Source organism: Mycobacterium hainanense (assembly GCF_041890355.1).
Classification (GTDB): Bacteria; Actinomycetota; Actinomycetes; order Mycobacteriales; family Mycobacteriaceae; genus Mycobacterium; species Mycobacterium hainanense.
In genome coordinates, this window is sequence record NZ_CP169059.1 from 4,380,196 (window position 1) to 4,398,597 (window position 18,402).

19 protein-coding genes are annotated in these 18,402 nt (G+C 70.8%); 16 read left to right on the forward strand and 3 right to left on the reverse strand.

Annotation, left to right across the window (positions count from 1 at the left end; translation table 11 throughout):
• The first annotated feature begins 7 nt into the window (after positions 1-7).
• Complete coding sequence (locus ACEL92_RS20510) at positions 8-772, forward strand: endonuclease/exonuclease/phosphatase family protein (RefSeq protein ID WP_374022488.1); 765 nt, start codon at positions 8-10, stop codon at positions 770-772.
• A gap of 13 nt (positions 773-785) precedes the next feature.
• Here ACEL92_RS20510 and ACEL92_RS20515 read toward each other — a convergent pair whose 3' ends face one another.
• Together ACEL92_RS20515 and ACEL92_RS20520 are read right to left on the reverse strand one after the other, a co-directional pair.
• The gene (locus ACEL92_RS20515; protein WP_374022489.1) at positions 786-1,061 is read right to left on the reverse strand and encodes a DUF3349 domain-containing protein; all 276 of its coding nucleotides are present in this window, start codon (positions 1,059-1,061) and stop codon (positions 786-788) included.
• Between the two features lie 136 nt (positions 1,062-1,197).
• Entirely contained in the window at positions 1,198-1,434 is a 237-nt protein-coding gene (locus ACEL92_RS20520) for a CsbD family protein (RefSeq protein WP_374022490.1), read from the reverse strand.
• A 182-nt stretch (positions 1,435-1,616) separates the two neighbouring features.
• On the opposite strand from ACEL92_RS20520, the gene ACEL92_RS20525 reads away from it, so the two are divergent.
• The 6 genes from ACEL92_RS20525 to ACEL92_RS20550 all read left to right on the forward strand — a co-directional run bounded on the left by ACEL92_RS20525 (position 1,617) and on the right by ACEL92_RS20550 (position 7,331).
• Complete coding sequence (locus tag ACEL92_RS20525) at positions 1,617-2,426, forward strand: SDR family oxidoreductase (protein ID WP_374022491.1); 810 nt, start codon at positions 1,617-1,619, stop codon at positions 2,424-2,426.
• 309 nt (positions 2,427-2,735) lie between these two features.
• Positions 2,736-3,107, forward strand: coding sequence for an STAS domain-containing protein (locus tag ACEL92_RS20530; protein ID WP_374022492.1), 372 nt, complete (start codon positions 2,736-2,738; stop codon positions 3,105-3,107).
• Positions 3,108-3,340: 233 nt separating this feature from the next.
• Positions 3,341-3,739, forward strand: a complete 399-nt coding sequence (locus ACEL92_RS20535; protein WP_374022493.1) for a heme-binding protein — start codon at positions 3,341-3,343, stop codon at positions 3,737-3,739.
• Between the two features lie 106 nt (positions 3,740-3,845).
• On the forward strand, positions 3,846-4,901 hold the full coding sequence (locus ACEL92_RS20540; RefSeq protein WP_374022494.1) for a DNA topoisomerase IB: 1,056 nt from the start codon (positions 3,846-3,848) through the stop codon (positions 4,899-4,901).
• 224 nt (positions 4,902-5,125) lie between these two features.
• The gene (locus tag ACEL92_RS20545; protein WP_374022495.1) at positions 5,126-6,094 is read left to right on the forward strand and encodes a glycosyltransferase; all 969 of its coding nucleotides are present in this window, start codon (positions 5,126-5,128) and stop codon (positions 6,092-6,094) included.
• 16 nt (positions 6,095-6,110) lie between these two features.
• Positions 6,111-7,331, forward strand: coding sequence for a glycosyltransferase (locus ACEL92_RS20550; RefSeq protein ID WP_374022496.1), 1,221 nt, complete (start codon positions 6,111-6,113; stop codon positions 7,329-7,331).
• A gap of 9 nt (positions 7,332-7,340) precedes the next feature.
• On the opposite strand, the gene ACEL92_RS20555 is transcribed toward ACEL92_RS20550, so the two are convergent.
• Complete coding sequence (locus ACEL92_RS20555) at positions 7,341-8,219, reverse strand: glycosyltransferase family 2 protein (RefSeq protein WP_374022497.1); 879 nt, start codon at positions 8,217-8,219, stop codon at positions 7,341-7,343.
• On the opposite strand from ACEL92_RS20555, the gene ACEL92_RS20560 reads away from it, so the two are divergent.
• The 9 genes from ACEL92_RS20560 to ACEL92_RS20600 are packed head-to-tail and all read left to right on the forward strand — an operon-like array spanning position 8,218 to position 18,369.
• Positions 8,218-9,291 carry a UDP-glucuronic acid decarboxylase family protein gene (locus ACEL92_RS20560; protein ID WP_374022498.1) on the forward strand — a complete coding sequence of 358 codons (1,074 nt, stop codon included), beginning with the start codon at positions 8,218-8,220 and terminating at the stop codon, positions 9,289-9,291. The two genes, ACEL92_RS20555 and ACEL92_RS20560, sit on opposite strands and share 2 nt — an antisense overlap.
• An 8-nt stretch (positions 9,292-9,299) precedes the next feature.
• Positions 9,300-10,940: a carbamoyltransferase gene (locus tag ACEL92_RS20565; RefSeq protein ID WP_374022499.1), complete on the forward strand. Its 1,641-nt coding sequence runs from the start codon at positions 9,300-9,302 to the stop codon at positions 10,938-10,940.
• Positions 10,937-12,430 carry an HAD-IIIA family hydrolase gene (locus ACEL92_RS20570; RefSeq protein ID WP_374022500.1) on the forward strand — a complete coding sequence of 498 codons (1,494 nt, stop codon included), beginning with the start codon at positions 10,937-10,939 and terminating at the stop codon, positions 12,428-12,430. The genes ACEL92_RS20565 and ACEL92_RS20570 overlap by 4 nt, the downstream gene beginning before the upstream one ends.
• Positions 12,427-13,443: a glycosyltransferase family 9 protein gene (locus tag ACEL92_RS20575; protein ID WP_374022501.1), complete on the forward strand. Its 1,017-nt coding sequence runs from the start codon at positions 12,427-12,429 to the stop codon at positions 13,441-13,443. Before ACEL92_RS20570 ends, ACEL92_RS20575 begins: the two co-directional genes overlap by 4 nt.
• Positions 13,440-14,009: an SIS domain-containing protein gene (locus tag ACEL92_RS20580; RefSeq protein ID WP_374022502.1), complete on the forward strand. Its 570-nt coding sequence runs from the start codon at positions 13,440-13,442 to the stop codon at positions 14,007-14,009. Before ACEL92_RS20575 ends, ACEL92_RS20580 begins: the two co-directional genes overlap by 4 nt.
• A complete protein-coding gene (locus ACEL92_RS20585) occupies positions 14,009-15,412 on the forward strand; it encodes a PfkB family carbohydrate kinase (protein ID WP_374022503.1) in 1,404 nt (467 codons plus the stop codon). Before ACEL92_RS20580 ends, ACEL92_RS20585 begins: the two co-directional genes overlap by 1 nt.
• Position 15,413: 1 nt before the next feature.
• A complete protein-coding gene (locus ACEL92_RS20590) occupies positions 15,414-16,109 on the forward strand; it encodes an SDR family oxidoreductase (protein WP_374022504.1) in 696 nt (231 codons plus the stop codon).
• On the forward strand, positions 16,100-17,071 hold the full coding sequence (locus ACEL92_RS20595) for a glycosyltransferase family 9 protein (protein ID WP_374022505.1): 972 nt from the start codon (positions 16,100-16,102) through the stop codon (positions 17,069-17,071). Before ACEL92_RS20590 ends, ACEL92_RS20595 begins: the two co-directional genes overlap by 10 nt.
• Positions 17,068-18,369, forward strand: coding sequence for a UDP-glucose/GDP-mannose dehydrogenase family protein (locus tag ACEL92_RS20600; RefSeq protein ID WP_374022506.1), 1,302 nt, complete (start codon positions 17,068-17,070; stop codon positions 18,367-18,369). The genes ACEL92_RS20595 and ACEL92_RS20600 overlap by 4 nt, the downstream gene beginning before the upstream one ends.
• Positions 18,370-18,402: the final 33 nt, after the last annotated feature.

Below are 18,402 nucleotides of genomic sequence, written 5' to 3' on the forward strand. Positions count from 1 at the left end.
AAACCCTATGCGTGTGGCGACCTTCAACATTTTGCACGGTCGCACCGTCGGCGACGGCGTCCAGGTGCAGCGGTTGCGGGACTGCGTGCGCCGGCTGGATCCCGACGTGCTCAGCCTGCAAGAGGTCGACTGTGATCAGCCGCGGTCCGAGCGGGCCGACCTCACCGCCGTAGCGGCCGACGCGATGGGCGCCGTCGAGCACCGGTTCGTGGCCGCGATCTCCGGCACGCCCGGGGCGACGTGGATGGCCGCCACGGGTCGCGAACAACCCGGGACCGCGGCCTACGGAATCGCGCTGCTGTCCCGGTACCCGGTGGCCAGCTGGCAGGTGGTGCGGCTGCCGCGCATCCCGATGCGCTTCCCCATGTACCTGCCGGGCCCCAACCGGGTCATGGTGGTCGACGAGGAACCCAGGGCGGCCGTCATCGCGCGGCTGCGCACCCCGATGGGCGAGCTGACCGTGGCCAACACGCACCTGTCGTTCGTCCCGGGCTGGAATCGGCGCCAGCTGCGCCAGCTGGTGCACGACCTGCGCGGCTTCCCGGGCCCGCGGCTGCTGACCGGCGACCTCAACATGACACCCAAATCCGTGCGGCGCTGGTCGGGCATGCGGGCGTTGGCCGCCGCCGCGACGTTTCCCGCGCACGCCCCCGACCGCCAGCTGGATCACATCCTGACCGACGATCGCCGCCTGCGCGGCAAGGCCGTCACGGCCGAGCCCATGGACATTTCCGACCACCGGCCGCTGGTCGTCGACCTCGAACACGCGTGACTCGGCGTGACGGCTATCCCAGCGCGCTGAGCCGGTCCTTGACCCGCGCGATCTCGTCCACCGAGGGCAGCGCGTCGATGACCCGGGTGATTTCCACCCCGACGTCGACGTTGGAGATCGAACGACCCTTTCCGACTTGCAGCTTCGTCGCGATGGTGGCGACCTCGCCGTCGGACACCCGGCGCGGCAGCAGCGCCAAGACCGGCGCGTAGCCGCATGCGGGTGCGCCCGTGGGGTATCCCGCGCGCAGGAACGCGACGATGTTCAAGACGCGATCGTTCAGGCCCATCTTCCACCTCGCTCATCCGGTCGTAGCCAGGAATAGCCGGACCGGACGGTTTGAAACCCGCCACGGCGCCGAAGCTAAAAAGGGAAGCGAAAAAGGGGCCCGGCCCCTGGTGGGACCGGACCCCTTCGTCAACGTGCTACTGGTTGTCCTTCTGACGCTCCTCGGCGGCCTTCGCGCCGGCCCGGGCGGACTCCGCTTCGGCCTCCTTCTTGCCGGCGTCGCGCTGAGCGTCGGCCTTATCCTGCTGAGCCTGACCCTCTTCGACCAGGTCGTTGCGGCCGAGGACGGCCCCGCCGGCCTCCTTGACCTTGCCCTTCAGGCCTTCGACGGCGCCCGTGACGGCTTCCTGTGGTCCGCTCTTCTGATCCCCCATGGATCAACCTCCCTTTGATTGCTGTGCGTCTCGCTCCTATGGCGTTCCCGGCGGTGGCCGCGCCAAACGCGCTAGCCGGTGTGCGTGCGGTCACGGAATGATTCCAGCTTCGAGATCGACCGTTTGGGATGCGATCGGCTGGGTGGTAATGAGCGACCACCAACGAAAGCGGGTGAGGTCTCTTGACCACCGTCGCCGTGATCGGTGCGACCGGCACCGCCGGCGCCCGCGTCGTCGCCAGGCTCAAGGCCCGGGGCGTCGCGGTCGTCGAGCTGTCGCGCGCGCAGGGCGTCGACGTCCTCGACGGGGAGAGTCTGTACCGGGCGCTCAAGGGCGTCGACGTCGCGATCGACGTCACCAAGCCGACGCCGCACGACGGCTACCCCACTATCACCGAGGCCCTGACCACCGCCTCTCGCAACGTCATGGGTGTCTGCTCCGCGCGCGGCGTCCAGCGTCTGGTGGTGTCGACGATGGCCGGCATCGACTATCCGGTGTTCGACGGCCTGCCCTACTTCGAAGGCAAGCGGGCGGCAAAAGAGACCCTGCTCGAGGGCCCGGTCCCGACCACGGTCGTGAAGTCGACCCCGTGGTACGAATCCGCCACCGGCCCCGCGGGGCCGGTGAATTGTGACAGGGACGAGGTGATCGTGGAGGACTGGCTGATTCAGCCCGTCGCGGCCGACACGGTCGCCGACGTCCTGGTCGAGGCGGCCCTGGGACAGACGCACACCCCACGCACCATCGCCGGCCCGAATGCCATCCGGTTGCCCGAGTTGACCTCGAAAGTGCTTGCCCAGCAAGGTGATAACCGCCCCGTGCGGGTGGTTCAGCCTGCGGTTCCCGCGCTCGCCTCGGGAGCGCTGCTGGCTCCCGAGCGCGCGGTGATCGTCGGGCCCGACGTCGAGACCTGGCTCCAGACGGTGAAAACGGCCGGCACCGACGGCGACGACGGCGCGACGCTGCAGAAGCCGGATTTCTCCCGGACCTGACCGGTCGTCCCCAGCCAGAAAACGAAGAGTTGCCGGCGGGGGAGGGCCATTGGGCACCAAACGCGCTGGTCGGGGGCGTGACCCACGCCAGGTCACTACGGGGCGAACTCATTCCCCCTATCCCACTGGCGGCAAAGGCGTTACGGCCACCCTCACGTTGAAATCCACAGCTGCCCTCACGTGAGCGGCCGTGGGAATCGGTCGCTCTCCACATTCCTTGAGATTTCGACGGGCGACGATATGACTGCTCAACCCTACGAACACCGGCTCCATTGCTACGAAATCGACTGTGCCGGAGCAAGACTGGACGTGCAGGCGCACGGCCTGGCCACCGTGCTCTGCGTCACTGGCGAGATCGACGCGTCCAACGCCGACCTCATCGCCCAGGCGATCCGCCGCTTCGTGCGGCTGGGGGCCCCGCTGATCCTGGACTTCAGCCGCGTGGAGTACATGGGAAGCGCCGGTCTTCGTGTGCTGCTGCTCCTCCAGGACGAGTGTCAGCTCGCCCTGCTGCACTGCAGCGTGATCGGCGGCGTCACCCTGCGACGGCTCACCCGTCTGGTCACCGGCCTCGGCCTGCCCTTGGTCGATTCGGTCGGCGAGGCGCTCCAACTCATCCACGGAACCGAAAAGGGCCGCAGCGGCGGTGACTTAAGGTCACGATTAAGTCACGATCGGTGATCACGAATCCTTAAGAATTGCCCTCCTGTTCCTAAGATTTCTCAGCATCGCCCGACGGATTTGACCGTTCGCTTAGTGAACGCCCACGTTCCGTGGCCGCATCGATCGATTCGCCGTCCTTTCGGGTGTCGCGAACGAAACGGCCGCCGTTGACTTTCCGCTACCTTGGTTTTCGAGGATCGGGAGCCTCTTCTGGCAAGCATCAATTCGCAATTTCGAAGGACACACTGATCATGAAAATCAGCAGTATCGTCGCGCGCCGGCGTCTGGCCGGCATCAGCGCCGGCTGCCTGCTCGGGGGAATCACGATGGGTATCGTCGGCGCGCCGTCGGCGGCCGCGGCGCCCGACTGCAGCCCGGGCGGGGTCAACGCCACCGTCTCCTCGGTGCAGGGCTCGGCCGAGCAGTACCTGGCGGCACACCCTGGCGCCAACGACGTGGTCAGGGCCGCCTACGGCCAGCCGCGCCCGGAGGCCGAGTCCAACCTGCGGGGCTACTTCACCGCCCACCCCCAGGAGTACTTCGACCTGCGCGGCATCCTGGCACCGATCGGCGACACGGAACGACAGTGCAACGTCAAGGCCCTGCCGCCGACGCTGGAGTCGGCCTATCAGGAGTTCATGGCCGGCTGATACCGGCTCGAAGCGACCCGCCACAGCGCTGTGGCGGGTCGTTTCGCATCACGTGTGAACGGCCCGTACGGCGGGTATTGAGCACTCAACGTGACTGGAGGGAAAGATGCGGCTGCGTCGCAGTGTGCTGAACAAGCCGGGGATCGCGCGCAAGCGCAGGGGCAAGGGCTTCGCCTACTACGGTCCCGACGGCGAGCTGCTGTCCGACCCCCAAACCCTGCAGCGCGTCAAGGATCTCGTCATCCCGCCGGCCTGGAAGAACGTGTGGATCTCGCCGCATCCAAACGGCCACATCCAGGCCGTCGGCGTGGACGCCGCAGGCCGCCGCCAGTACCTCTACCACACCGCATGGCAGCAGGAACGCGCCGAAGAGAAGTTCGACCGCGTCCTGGAACTGTCCACGCGGCTGCCACACTGGCGCGCGGTCATCGCAAACGATCTGGGGCGCAACGGCTTAACCCGTAAGCGGGTGCTCGCGGTGGCGTTGCGGCTGCTCGATCGCGGCTACTTCCGCGCCGGCAGCGAGCAGTATGCCGAAGAGAACGAGTCGTACGGTCTGGCCACCCTGCTGTGTGAGCACGTGCAGGTCCGGCGCGAAGCGGTGGCATTCGACTTTCCCGCCAAGAGCGGCGTGCGTCGCACGGTGGAAATCGAAGACCCCGAAGTGGTCAGGGCCGTGCGCGCCCTGATGCGCCGGCCCAACCGGACCGAACGACTGCTCGTGTGCCGCACCGCAACCGGGTGGCTCGACGTTCGGTCCGACGACCTCAACGTCCGCTTCAAGGAGCTGGTCGGCAACGAATTCACGGTCAAGGACCTGCGCACCTGGCACGGGACGGTGCTGGCGGCCACGGCGTTCGCCGATGCCGATCCTGCCGTCTCGCAGCGGGTGGCCAAGCGCGTCGAGTCCGCCGTCATGAAAGAGGTTGCCGAAGAGCTCGGTAACACCCCGGCGGTGGCCCGCGGCTCTTATGTGGATCCTCGCGTCGTCACCGGGTACGAGCAGGGGCTCACGATCGCCGCGGCGGCGCGGCGCGCCGAACGCGCGCGTGATCCCGACGCGGCTCAGGAAATTCTGGACAAGGCCACCCGCATGCTGATCCGTCGAGTGGCCAAGGGCCACAGTGCTGCAACGACCTCCGCGCTGCCGAAGAGCGCCTGACCCACGCCGGCAAACCGCTTCTCGCCCGCGGCTTTTCGTCGCACGTCCTTGACAGTTCGCTTCACGGATACCGCGAGGGCCCGAAGGCGAGGCGCGACGCTATGAGTCAATTCGACTGGACGCTAAGGCCCGACGATCGCGGCGGCGCGGCAGATCCGCGGGGCGAAGTGCTTCTCTCGGAAAAGTACCGTTTAACGAAGTACCTATAGGGTATTTCGCCCGCCATGGCTGATCCGGGGCGAGCAAAGAATGTGCTGGTGTGGCACGTCCATGGCTCCTGGACCGAATCGTTCGTTGCGGGCGGCCACCGCTACCTGGTGCCGGTGGCAGGCGACGGCGGCGAAGGGGGCATCGGGCTCGCGGGACGGTTCTGGCCCAACGCTCAGGAGGTCCCGCTCGAAGACTTGGGGCGCGAAGACATCGATCTGGTTGTGCTGCAACGCCCGCACGAGGCCGCGCTCGTCGCTCGCTGGGCGGGCCGCCGGCCCGGCTCCGAGCTGCCCGCCGTCTACGTCGAGCACAACGCGCCCCGCCCCAGCCCCGCACAGAGCCGCCATGTGGTCGCCGACCGCACCGACATCCCGCTGGTGCACGTCACCGACTTCAACCGGCTGATGTGGGACAACGGCCGGGCCGCGACCCGGGTGATCGACCACGGCATCGCCGACCCGGGCCCTCGCTACACCGGCGACATCCTGCGGGCGGCCACCATGATCAACGAGCCGCTGCGCCGCAACCGCGTGGTCGGCGCCGACCTGCTCGCACCGTTGTCGGCGTACGCGCAGATCGACGTGTGGGGCATCGGCACCAAAGACCTTCGCACCGACCAGGGGGGCGTGACCGGCCGCGGCGACCTCGCCGCGCCGGCGCTCTGGGATCAGATCGCCCGCAGACGCGTCTACCTGCATACCGCCCGCTGGACCTCACTGGGGCTCTCGCTCATCGAGGCGATGTTTCTTTCGATGCCCGTGGTGGCCGTCGGCACGACGATGGCCCCGCTCGTAATCCCTTGCGAGGCGGGTGTTGTCAGCGCTGACGTCGACACCTTGGGGGCTGGCCTGCGCGACTTCATCAACGATGCGGCCACTGCGGCTGCGGCCGGCAAGGCGGCGCGCGAATTTGCCTCAGCCCGGTTCGAGCTGGGGCGCTTTCTCGCCGATTGGGACCAAGTGATCGAGGAGCAGTGCAGATGACCGGAAGGGAGCCCGCATGAGGATCGCGATGATCTCCGAACACGCCAGCCCGCTGGCACACCTGGGCGGCGTGGACGCGGGTGGCCAGAACGTCCACGTCGCCGAACTGTCGTCCGCGTTGGCGCGGCGCGGCCACGACGTGGTGGTGTACACCCGCCGCGACGATCCGCACCTGCCGGAATGCGTCGAGACCGAGCACGGCTACTCGGTCGTGCACGTCCCGGCGGGACCGGCCCGTGTGTTGCCCAAAGACGAACTGCTGCAATACATGTACGCGTTCGCCCGGCTCCTCGACGCGCAGTGGGTCGCCGATCGCCCCGACGTGGCCCACGGCCACTTCTGGATGTCGGGGGTGGCCACCCAGCGTGCTGCCCGACCGTACGACATCCCGACCGTGCAGACGTTCCACGCGTTGGGCCTCGTCAAGCGGTTACACCAGGGACTCGACGACACCAGCCCGGACTGCCGCGTCAGCGTGGAGGCCAGGATCGCCCGCGACGCCGACTGGGTGACCGCCACCAGCACGGATGAAGTCTTCGAGCTGGTGCGCATGGGCCGGGCCCGGTCGCGGACCTCCGTGGTGCCCTGCGGCGTGAACATCGACACGTTCACCCCGGACGGTCCGATCGCGCCGCGCGGCGACCAACCGCGCATCGTATCGGTCGGACGGCTGGTGCCGCGCAAGGGCTTTGATACGTTGATCCGGGCCTTGCCGCGTGTCCCGGGCGCCGAGTTGGTGGTCGTGGGCGGCCCGGCGCAGGCGGATTTGGCCGATGACCCCGAGGCGCAGCAGTTGCAACGGTTGGCCGCCCAGCTGGGCGTGGCCGACCGGGTCCGGCTGCTTGGCGCCGTCACCCGCCACGAAATGCCCGCGTTGCTGCGGTCCGCCGACGTGGTGGCGTGTACGCCCTGGTACGAGCCGTTCGGGATCGTGCCGCTGGAGGCCATGGCCTGCGGCGTCCCGGTGGTTGCCACCGCGGTCGGCGGGATCCGGGACTCGGTGGTCGACGATGTCACCGGGCGGCTGGTGCCGCCCAAAGACCCGGCCACGCTGGGCGACGCCATCGCAGCGCTGCTCGACGATCGCGCACGCCGCCGGGCACTGGGTGCGGCCGGCCGCGAGCGCGCCCGCGCGCGTTACACCTGGGACCGGGTGGCGGCCGACACCGAGCGCGTTTACGAAAAGCTGGCACCGGCGCGCCGTGAAGTGAGCGCCCCGAGCAAGCGCTCCGGGTGACGTTGTGGTTCAGTCGCTTTCCAGCATCCGCAGCGACCGCTCGACGTCGTCGGACAGACGCCGGCGCGCGCGCAACGCGGCCGGAAGCGCGACCAGCGCCTCGAACAACGCCCGCGCGTGTGCCGTGTCACGAGCGGCGGCCCAGGCCAACGTGGCGGTCGTGCTTACGCACCGACCGGCGGGCCGGCGCAGGCACGCGGTGAGCATGGCGTTGCGCACCTCGCGGGCATGCTGGACGGCGCTGGATGAACGCGTTTCCGAGGGTTGGTGGTACGCCACCAACGCGGGGCAGAAGCACAGATCCCAACCCGCCGCGGCCAAATCCCAAGCCAAGAGGCTCTCCTCACCCCGGAAATGCAGGATGGGGCTGAACCCGCCGACCGCTTCGAAGGCGGCCTTGCGCACCACCGCCGAGCACGATTGGAACCCCAGGATCGACGGTCCGGGCAGGTTTGGGTGCCTGCCCAGCGGACTGTCGGCCAGCTTGGCGACGAAGGGATCGTCGCGCTGCTGCGGCCACATGACGGTGCGGGCGGCCAAAACCGCTACGGTGGGGAACTTTTCGAACACTCCCTCGGCGATCGGGACGGCGTCCGGCGCCCACCACGAGTCGTCATCGCAGAAGGCCACATATGGCGTGCCACATCGCGCCACCCCGGTGTTGCGCGCGACCGCGCCCTCGTTGCGGTCCAGCGGGATGACGGTGATCCGACCCGCCGAACGCGCCGCGATCCGAGTGACCTCCCGCACAGAATCATCGCGAGAAGCGTTGTCCACCACCATGATCGGGCACGCTGTGGTGTCCAGCAGGCGGTCTAGCACGGTGCAGAGTTCGTGCGCGCGGTCCCGCGTCGCGATGACAAAGGAAGTTAGGGGCTTGGTCGCCATGACTGGTGCAGCTACCCGAAATGCGCTCGGTGAAACACAGTTTCGCCACCAGGACAGCGGGTATGAGGGCCCGGTGCGTTCGCTTTCTCGAGTGTTGATCACCGGCGGTGCCGGGTTCTTGGGCGCCCACCTGTGTAACAGGTTGCTCGACGCAGGCGCGGAGGTGGTCAGCGTCGACGACCTGTCCACCAGTTCGCCGGCCGCGACGGACCGATTGGCCGGGCTTCCCGGATACCGGTTCGTCAGGCACGACGTGTGCGATCGTTCCGTGATCGACCGGGTCGGCACCTCTTTCGACACCGTCTTCCACCTGGCGTCACCGGCCTCCCCCGTCGACTATCAGCGACGGCCGATCGAGACGCTGCGCGCCGGGTCCGCGGGCACCGCGACGGCGCTGGAGATCGCCGAACGCGGCGACGCCCGGTTCGTCCTGGCGTCGACCAGCGAGGTGTACGGCGACCCTGAGGTACATCCGCAGCACGAAAGCTACTGGGGCAACGTGAATCCGGTGGGTCCGCGCAGCGTGTACGACGAGGCGAAGCGGTTCGCGGAGGCCCTGACGTTCGCCCATCATCGTCTCGGCCGGGTTGACGTCGGAGTGGCGCGCATCTTCAACACCTACGGCCCGGGCATGCGCGCCGACGACGGCCGGATGGTCCCAACATTCTGCTATCAGGCGCTGCGCGGCGAGCCGATGACCGTGTCCGGCACGGGGCTGCAGACCCGCTCGCTGTGCTACGTCGACGACACCGTTGCGGGGTTGATCGCCCTGGCGCGCAGGGATTTCAGCGGGCCGGTCAACATCGGAAATCCCGCCGAGCTGACGGTGCTGGCGGCCGCCGAGCTACTCCGGGAATTGGCCGGCAGCAGGTCGACCATCCAGTTCACCCCGCCGGCGCAGGACGACCCGCAGCGCCGCTGCCCCGACATCACCGTCGCCCGCGACCGGTTGGGCTGGGAGCCGCGAGTGGACTACCGGACCGGGCTCGCCGCCACCGTGGCGTGGTTCCGCGCGGCGGCCGATGACCCGGGCCGGGCCCTCGTCTCGGCCGCTGACCAGTTGGCACAGTAGGAGGTGCGGTGCGAATTCTCGGTGTCAATGCGGTGTTTCATGACCCCGCCGCGGCGTTGGTGGTCGACGGCCGGGTAGTGGCCGCGGCCGAAGAGGAGCGGTTCTCCCGGCGCAAGCACGGCAAGCAGGCGGTCCCCTTCTCGACCTGGGAGGTGCCCGCCGCGGCAATCCGATGGTGCCTAAAGCAGGCCGGCGTCGCCGCCGAAGAGATCGATGCCATCGGCTACTCCTACGACCCGGCCCTGATGCACGAGGAGCCGGTCGACCCGCGGGGCCTGGACCAAGACTGGGAGTACCTGCGCACCATGTACGCGGAGCGCGCACCCCGGTTCCTGACTTCTGCCGTGCCGGGCCTCAATCCGGCCGTGGTGCGCCACGTCCGCCATCACGTCGCGCACGCCGCGTCGACCGCGCTCGCCTCCCCGCACCCCGACACCGCGGTGCTGGTGGTGGACGGCCGCGGGGAACGCACCTCCATGCTGGCCGGCGTGTACCGCGACCACAAGCTCGACGTGCTGGCCTCTCAGCCGCTGCCGCACTCACTGGGGTTGCTCTACGAAAGCCTCACCGAGCATTTGGGTTTCGCGCGGTCCAGCGACGAGTACAAGGTGATGGCGATGGCCTCCTACGGCGAGCCGCGCTTCGCCGAGCAGCTTCGTGAGCGCGTCTACGCCTGCGGCGACGGCGGGTTTCGCACCGAGCCGATCGCGTGGAAGGAGCTGGCACCGCCCCGCCGGCCGCATGACGAGACGCTCGACCCGGTGCACGCCGATCTGGCCTGCAGCGTGCAGCGGGTGATCGAAGACGTGCTGCTGGACCTGGTCGCCTGGCTGCGGGAGCGGGCCGACGGCGACGCACTGTGCCTGGCCGGCGGCGTGGCGCTCAATTGCGTTGCCAATACCCGCATCCACGCCGAGAGCGGGTTCGATCGCGTGTGGGTGCAGCCCGCCTCCGGTGACTCCGGCACGGCGCTCGGTGCGGCGCTGAGCCTGGCCGCGTCGTTCGGCGAACCGATCGCGCCGATGCCGTCGGCGCAGCTGGGCCGCGGCTGGTCGGACGAACAGATCGAGGCCTCGCTGCGGGAAGCGGGCGTCAGCTTCGAGCGCCCGCACGATGTGGCCGCCGCGATCGGTGACGCACTGGCCGAAAACCGGTTGGTGGGCTGGTTTCAGGGCCGCGCCGAATTCGGGCCCCGGGCCCTCGGCGGGCGCTCGCTGCTCGCCGATCCGCGGCACGCCGCCAATCTGGAGCGCCTCAACGCCGTCAAGGGCCGCGAGCAGTTCCGGCCCGTCGCGCCCATGGTGCTGGCCGAGCGCGCCGCCGAAATCTTCTCCCGCGGGCCGCTTCCCAGCCCATACATGTTGTTCGTCCACGACGTCGCCGAGGGCTGGCGTGACCGCATCCCCGCGGTCACCCACGTCGACGGGACCGCCAGGATCCAGACCGTCGACGCGGCCGCCGATCCACGACTACACGCGACCATCGGCCGGTTCGCCGAGCGCACCGGCGTCCCCGTGGTGGTGAACACCAGCTTCAACACCGCGGGGCGGCCCATGGTGGACAGCCCGCGCGACGCCCTGGAGGTGTTCGGCAGTTCCCCGATCGACGTGCTGGCCTTGGGCTCGTACGTGGTCAGGCGGCGCCGATGACCACCTACTACGCGATCGTGATACCGACCGTCGGCCGGGACTCGCTGCGGCGCTTGCTCATTGCGCTGGAGCAGGGATCCGGGCCAGGGCCCGCGGAGGTGGTGGTGGTCGATGACCGGCCGCGGCCCGCCACCGAACTACCGGTGGGCGGCGGCCTGCCGGTCCGCGTGCTGCGCAGCGGTGGGCGCGGGCCGGCGGCGGCGCGCAACGTGGGCTGGCGCGCCGCCGGCACGCCGTGGGTGTGCTTTCTGGACGACGACGTGGAGCCGGGCCCGGACTGGAAGTCGGCGTTGGCCATCGACCTCAAGGCCGCCGACGCCGCCGACGCCGCCGGCTCTCAGGCGGTGATCGAGGTGCCCGCGCACCGATCCCGCCGACCCACCGACGACGAGCGCCGCACCCTGCGGCTGTCGCAGGCGCAATGGATCACCGCCGACATGGCGTACCGGCGCGACATGCTGGTGTCGGTCGGCGGTTTCGATGACCGGTTCCCGCGCGCCTTTCGCGAGGATTCCGACCTGGCGGTGCGGATCGTGGCGGCCGGCGGGGCGATCGTGCGCGGTGAGCGTCGCTCGACCCATCCCGTGGCGGCGGCGACCTGGTGGTCGAGCGTGCGCGCGCAGGTCGGCAACCGCGACAACGCGCTGATGAGCCGCAAGTACGGCCGCACATGGCGGGCCATGATCGGCGAGGGGCCGGGCAGGATGCCGGCGCACGCGGGCACCACGCTGGCGGGCGGCGCCGCCGTCCTGGCCGGTCTGCTGGGCCGCGGCCGCGTTTGCCGCGCCGCGGCGTGGGCCTGGCTGCTGCTGACGGCGGAATTCGCCACCCGGCGCTGGCTCGCCGGCCCTCGCAACCTCCTTGAGGCCGCACGCCTTTCGGTGACCAGCGCGGTCATTCCGCCGGTCGCCGTCGCGCACCGGCTTGCCGGCGAGTGGGCGTTTCGCAACGCCCGGCGCGATCCGCCGCTCGCCGTGCTCCTCGACCGCGACGACACCCTGATCGTCGACCGGCCCTACCTCAACGATCCCGGGGGCGTCCGGCCCACCCACGGGGCCCAGCGCGCACTCGACCGGCTGCGCCGGCGCGGCTTGTTGCTGGCCATCGTGACCAACCAGTCCGGCGTGGCGAGGGGGCTGATCAGCCCGCAACAACTCGCCGCGGTCAACGCCCGGGTGAACCAGCTTCTCGGCCCGTTCGATTCCTGGCAGGTGTGCGTGCACGGCGAAGCGGACGGCTGTGCGTGCCGCAAGCCGCGCCCCGGCCTGGTGCTGGCGGCCGCCGACGCGCTGGCGGTGCCGCCCCAACGATGCGTGCTGATCGGCGACGTCGGCAGCGACGTGCAGGCCGCCCTGTCCGCCGGCGCCGGGGCGGTGCTGGTGCCGACCGGCCGCACCCTGGTCGACGAGGTCGACCACGCGCGGGCCCACGCCCGGGTCGCCGCAACCCTGGGCGACGCCGTGTCGTTGGTGCTGCGGGAGTGCCGATGAGCACGGCGGTGGTGGCGCGGCTGGACAGCGCCGGCGACGTCTTGATCACCGGACCCGCGGTGCGAGCGGTGGCCGCCCACCACGACCGGGTCACCATGCTGGTGGGGCCGCGGGGCCGCGACGCGGCCGGACTGCTCGTCGGGGTCGACGAGATCGTCGAATGGCAAGCGCCCTGGGTGGATTTCGCATCACCCGAGCTGACCGCCGCGCACGCCGACGCGCTGATCAAGCAGCTGCGCGACATCGCGCCCGCCAAGATGTACATCTTCACGTCGTTCCATCAGTCCCCGCTGCCGCTGGCGCTGCTGGCCCGGATGGCGGGCGTGGGTTGGGTGGGCGCGATCTGCGTCGACTACCCCGGCACCCTGCTCGACCTGCGCCACCCGGTGCCCGACGGGATTCCCGAACCGGAGCGGGCGCTGTCGTTGGCACAGGCGGCCGGTTGCCGCCTGCCACCCGGCGACGACGGCGCCCTGCGGATCCGCGCCGTCGACCCGCTGCCCCCCAGACTGGCGAAAAGCGTTGGCACGCAGCCGTTCGTCGTCTTCCATCCCGGCGCCGCGGTGCCGGCGCGCCGACCCAGCACGAAGCGCAGCGCGGCGATGGTCGCGGCGTTGACCAACGCGGGCTACCGGGTGCTGGTCACCGGCGGCCCCGACGAGGCGGAACTGACGGCGGCGGTCGCCGACGGCCGGGCGCTGGACCTCGGCGGGCGGACCAGCTTCGCCGAACTGGCGGCGCTCTTTTCGAAAGCGCGGGTGGTCGTTGTTCCCAACACCGGGCCGGCGCACCTGGCCGCCGCCGTGGGCACGCCGGTCGTGTCGTTGTTCGCGCCCGTGGTGCCGGCCGCCCAGTGGCGCCCCTACGCCCGGCAAGTGCGCGTGCTCGGTGACCAGTCCGCGCCGTGTCGCGCCAGCCGGGCCCGGGTCTGTCCGGTGCCGGGACATCCCTGCCTGGACCACATCACCGACGCCGACCTGCTCGACGCGGTGCGACAAGGAGGACAGCCATGATCGAGGCGCACTTCGCCGCGTTGCGTGAGGCGGTGGGCCGCAACAGCGCCGAGGCGACCCGGCTGCGCGGCTGGGGCGGTCACCTGGCCGCGGTGCTCTCCGCCGGCGGCCGGCTGCTGGCGTGCGGAAACGGCGGCAGCGCCGCCGAGGCGCAGCACCTCACCGCCGAACTGGTCGGGCGATTTCAGGAAGAACGAAATCCCATGTCGGCGATCGCGTTACACGCCGACACCTCGGCGCTGACGGCGATCGGCAACGACTACGGCCTCGAGGAGGTGTTCGCGCGCGGCGTGCGGGCGCACGGCCGGCCCGGTGACGTCCTGGTGGCCCTGTCGACCAGCGGCACGAGCCGAAACGTGGTGGCCGCGGTCAAGGCGGCGCACGACGCGGGCATGGTGACGTGGGCGCTGACCGGCCGCGGGCCCAACGAGCTGGCGGCCATGTGTCACGACGCGATCTGCGTGGACGCCCCCAGCACGGCCACCGTCCAGGAGGTCCACCTGATGCTGGTGCACGGACTGTGCATGGCGCTCGACGACGTCTTGCTGCGACGGGAGGCGTCGTGATGCCCAAACCCCTTGTCATCGTGGGTGATTCGATTCTCGACGTCGACATCCTGGGCTCCGCGTCCCGGCTCAGCCCGGAGGCGCCGGTGCCGGTGGTCGACGCCGAAAGCCAGGTGCAGCGGCCGGGGGGCGCCGGCCTGGCGGCCCTGCTGGCGGCCAGGAGCGAGACTCCGGTGGTGTTGATCACCGGCATCGCCTCGGACGGCGCGGGGCGACGGCTGCACGACCTGCTGGTCGTCGCGGGGGTCAGCGTCCTGCCGTTGCCGATGAGCGGAACCACCGTGACCAAGACCAGGATTCGGGCGCGCGGTCAGTCGATGCTGCGCGTGGACCGGGGGGACGCCGCCCCGGTCGACGGTCCGCTTCCCGTGGAGGCGGTGCAGGCCCTGGCCCGCGCCCGGGCGATCTGCGTGGCCGACTACGGCGCCGGTGTCACCGCGCTGCCCGCCCTCCGGGCGGCGCTGACCGAATCGGCGGCCCGGACCCCGGTGGTGTGGGACCCGCACCCGCGGGGCGCCGCCCCCGTGCCCGGCTGCGCGCTGGTGACGCCCAATCACGAAGAGGCGCAGCTTTTCTGCGGCGGGGCCGGCGATGGCGGGGAGGCGCTGCTGCGTCGATGGGAGGCCGGCGCGGTGTGCATCACCCGTGGCGCCCAGGGCGCCCGCCTGTACGGGCCGGGGGTGACCGCACGGCACATCGGCATCCCGGCGGGATCGACCGCCGGGGCGGCCGACGTCTGTGGGGCCGGCGACCGATTCGCCGTCGCCGCGGCCGTGGCCCTCGGCACCGGCGCCGACCCCGTCGCCGCGGTGCAGGCGGCGGTCGCCGACGCGGCCCGATTCGTCGCCGCAGGCGGCGCCGCGGCGGTATCAACCCCTCTGCCCACCAACGGTTTCGACGTCCTGGGCGAGGACAGCCGGGCCGACGACCCGATCGACGCGGTCGCCCTGGCCGCGCGGCTGCGGCGCGAGGGACGCGTGTTGGTGGCCACCGGGGGATGCTTCGATCTGCTGCACACCGGCCACATCCGGTTGCTGCGGCAGGCCCGCGAACTCGGCGACGCCCTGATCGTGCTGGTCAATTCGGACGCGTCCGTGCGGGCGCTGAAGGGGGCCGGACGCCCGGTGATGCGCGACGTCGACCGCGCCCGCGTCCTGGCGGCGCTGGCCTGCGTCGACGGGGTGACGATCTTCGACGGCCTCACCCCGGAACGGATGCTGGAAACGCTGCGGCCCGACATCTGGGTCAAGGGCGGCGACTACGTCACTGCCGAGCTGCCCGAGGCCGACGTGGTGTACCGCCACGGCGGCGAGGTGATCATCCTGCCAACGGTGGCGGGTTACTCGTCCTCCCGTTTGATCGCCGCGGCGTCTTCCCGCGGCCCGACAACCGAAAGGTCTTGATATGACGTCACGTTCGCTCGGCGGTGTACTGATCTCCGGCGGCTCATCGGGGCTGGGGGCGGCCACGGTGGCCGCCGTGGCGCGACAAGGCGGCCTGCCGCTGGTGATCGACAAGAAGCCGCCCGCCGCCGACGTGCCCTATGCCGCTTGCGATCTGGCCGACACCAGCGCCGTCGCGGCCGCGGTCGAGTCGCTGGCCGAGCAGGCCGGCGGTCGGCTCACCGGTGTCTTCACCGCGGCAGGCATCGACTCCTGCGGCACGCTCGAACAGGTTCCGGCCAAGGAGTGGGAGCAGGTCATCGCCGTGAATCTGGTCGGCACCGCGGCCGTCGTCCGGGCCGCCCTGCCCTACCTGCGGGCGGCGCAGGGGCGCATCGTCACCTGCGCCTCGACCCTGGGCATCAAGGCGGTCGGGGACGCCACCGCCTACTGCGCGTCCAAATTCGGGGTCGTCGGCTTCACCCGCGCCCTGGCGGCCGAACTGGCGGGCGAGGTGGGCGTGACGCTGCTGATCCCCGGCGGCATGCACACCCCGTTCTTCGACGGGCGCGCTGAGCAATACAAGCCGCCGGCGGACGCCAAGCTGAACCAACCCGGCGACGTCGCCGAGACGGTGCTGTTCACCCTTTCTCAGCCCGCCGGGTGCGAGGTGCGCGAGCTCGTGGTGTGCGCCTCGACGGAGTCGTCGTGGCCTTAGGGCTCGAGCCCGCCCCGGACGTCGACGGGGCCGACAGCATCGTCGTGCTGCGCGCCCTGGGGCTCGGTGACCTGCTCACGGCGGTGCCCGCCCTGCGCGGGCTGCGCCGGCGATACCCTCAGGCCCGCGTCATGCTCGCCGCCCCCGACCGCTACCGCGACCTGGCCATGCTCACCGGCGCGATCGACGAACTCCTGCCCACCACCTGCCTGGGCGACGTGCAGCCGTTGCCGGTCCCGCCCGGGCTGGGCATCAACCTGCACGGCTGCGGACCGGAAAGCATCGAGCACCTGCTTGCCTGGGCGCCGCGGGCGGTGCTGACCCACCACCACCAACGCCACCCCACGCTCAAGGGACCGCCCTGGGAGCCGGACCTGCACGAGGTCAACCGCTGGTGCGCGCTGCTCGAGTGGGCCGGAATCCCCTGCGACGCCGGTGATGTGCTGATACCGCGGCCCGCGGGGATTCCGTTCGACCAGACCGGCGCCGTCGTGATTCATCCGGGCGCCTCCGCGCCGGCGCGGCAGTGGCCCGCGGACCGTTTCGCCGCGGTCGCCGCGGCGCTCAGCGACGACGGCTACGAGGTGATCATCACCGGATCGGCTTCCGAATTCGGTCTCGCGCACCAGGTTGCCCGTGCGGCAGGCCTGCCCCGCACCGCGGTGGTGTCCGGGCTGCTCGACCTTCCCGCGTTGACGGCGCTGGTGTCCGATAGCCGGCTGGTGATCTGCGGGGACACCGGCCTGGCACACCTGTCCGCCGCGACGGGCACGGCGTCGGTGGTCCTGTTCGGGCCCACCGCCCCCGCCCGGTGGGGCCCGCGCGGCCCGGCACCGCACATCGCGCTGTGGACCGGCGGCGTCGGCGATCCGCACGCCGCCGTGCCGCACGAGGGGTTGCTGTTGATCACGGTCGCGCGGGTGCTGTCCGCGAGCCGGCAGATTTTGAGGGAGGGCGCATGAGCGAGCCGCTCGTCGGCGTGGTGGGTGTCGGCTACGTCGGGCTGACCACCGCCGTCTGCGTGGCCGACCGCGGGCGGAACACGGTCGCCGTGGACATCGACCCCGCGCGCGTGCGCAGGCTGTCGGCCGGCGTCGCGGTGATCGACGAACCCCAGTTGCCCGACATGTTGCGGGCGGGGCTGGCCCGCGGCCTGCTGGCATTCAGCGCCGACTTCGGCGCGCTGGCCGAGCGCGACGTCGTGTTCGTCTGCGTGCCCACCCCCAGCGCCGACGGGGGGGAGGCGGACCTGGGCGCGGTGGAATCGGTGATCGAACGGCTGGGCGGCGTCCTGCGGCCCGGCGCAGTGGTGGCGCTGAAATCGACGGTGCCGGTCGGCACCACGTCTTCGATGGCGAAGCGCTTGCGCCACAAGGATATTCGTGTCGTCTCCGCCCCCGAGTTCCTCCGGGAGGGGCGGGCCGTCCATGATTTCCGCCACCCGGACCGGTTGGTCATCGGAACCCTCGACGAAGCGGCGGCCCGGCTGGTGCAGCGGTCCTATGGGCTCGGCGCCGACCGCGTGCTGCGGATGAGCCCGGAGAGCGCGGAGCTGGCCAAGTACGCCAGCAACGCCTTCCTCGCGGTCAAGCTGTCGTACACGAATTCGCTGGCGGCGCTGTGCGCGCGGGTCGGCGCGGACATCGACGACGTCACGGGCTGCATGGGGGCCGACCGCCGGATCGGACCGGAATTCCTGCGACCCGGCCCGGGCTGGGGCGGTTCCTGCCTGCCCAAGGACACCGCGGCGCTGGTGCACACCGCGCGCCGGCACGGCGTGCCATTCGCCGAGGTCGAGGCGGCTCGGCAAACCAATACCGCTCAGGCGCAACGCATCGCCGCGGCGCTGCGGCAAATCATTGGCCGGCCGCTCTCGGCGTGCCGGATCACCGCCTTCGGCCTGACCTTCAAGGCCGCCACCAGCGACACCCGCGACTCCCCCGCGCTCGCGGCGTGCCTGGAACTGTCGACGGCCGCGGCGCAGGTCATGGGTTACGACCCGCAATTGCCCAACATCGACCAAGCCGTCTTGCAGGGCAGCCGGGTGACCGCCGTCGACGATGCGTACCTCGCGGCCAAGGCGGCCGACGCGATCGTGGTCCTGACCGAGTGGCCGCAGTTCCGCGACCTCGACTGGGGCGTCATTGCGCGAGACGCGCCGCAGGCCGTGGTGTTTGACACCAGGAACGCCCTCGATCCGGCCGTCGTGGCGGCCGCGGGCCTGAGCTACGTCGGAAACGGTGCGCCGCACGGCTTTTAGCCGATGGCCGCCGACCGGCGGCGCGTTCACAGG

Excerpts from the sequence above, each read along its gene's own strand:
- ACEL92_RS20510 (WP_374022488.1), top strand. The coding sequence starts at position 8 with ATGCGTGTGGCGACCTTCAACATTTTGCACGGTCGCACCGTCGGCGAC.
- ACEL92_RS20515 (WP_374022489.1), bottom strand. The coding sequence starts at position 1,061 with ATGGGCCTGAACGATCGCGTCTTGAACATCGTCGCGTTCCTGCGCGCG.
- ACEL92_RS20520 (WP_374022490.1), bottom strand. The coding sequence starts at position 1,434 with ATGGGGGATCAGAAGAGCGGACCACAGGAAGCCGTCACGGGCGCCGTC.
- ACEL92_RS20535 (WP_374022493.1), top strand. The coding sequence starts at position 3,341 with ATGAAAATCAGCAGTATCGTCGCGCGCCGGCGTCTGGCCGGCATCAGC.
- ACEL92_RS20540 (WP_374022494.1), top strand. The coding sequence starts at position 3,846 with ATGCGGCTGCGTCGCAGTGTGCTGAACAAGCCGGGGATCGCGCGCAAG.
- ACEL92_RS20545 (WP_374022495.1), top strand. The coding sequence starts at position 5,126 with ATGGCTGATCCGGGGCGAGCAAAGAATGTGCTGGTGTGGCACGTCCAT.
- ACEL92_RS20550 (WP_374022496.1), top strand. The coding sequence starts at position 6,111 with ATGAGGATCGCGATGATCTCCGAACACGCCAGCCCGCTGGCACACCTG.
- ACEL92_RS20560 (WP_374022498.1), top strand. The coding sequence starts at position 8,218 with ATGACTGGTGCAGCTACCCGAAATGCGCTCGGTGAAACACAGTTTCGC.
- ACEL92_RS20555 (WP_374022497.1), bottom strand. The coding sequence starts at position 8,219 with ATGGCGACCAAGCCCCTAACTTCCTTTGTCATCGCGACGCGGGACCGC.
- ACEL92_RS20570 (WP_374022500.1), top strand. The coding sequence starts at position 10,937 with ATGACCACCTACTACGCGATCGTGATACCGACCGTCGGCCGGGACTCG.
- ACEL92_RS20575 (WP_374022501.1), top strand. The coding sequence starts at position 12,427 with ATGAGCACGGCGGTGGTGGCGCGGCTGGACAGCGCCGGCGACGTCTTG.
- ACEL92_RS20580 (WP_374022502.1), top strand. The coding sequence starts at position 13,440 with ATGATCGAGGCGCACTTCGCCGCGTTGCGTGAGGCGGTGGGCCGCAAC.
- ACEL92_RS20585 (WP_374022503.1), top strand. The coding sequence starts at position 14,009 with ATGCCCAAACCCCTTGTCATCGTGGGTGATTCGATTCTCGACGTCGAC.
- ACEL92_RS20590 (WP_374022504.1), top strand. The coding sequence starts at position 15,414 with ATGACGTCACGTTCGCTCGGCGGTGTACTGATCTCCGGCGGCTCATCG.
- ACEL92_RS20600 (WP_374022506.1), top strand. The coding sequence starts at position 17,068 with ATGAGCGAGCCGCTCGTCGGCGTGGTGGGTGTCGGCTACGTCGGGCTG.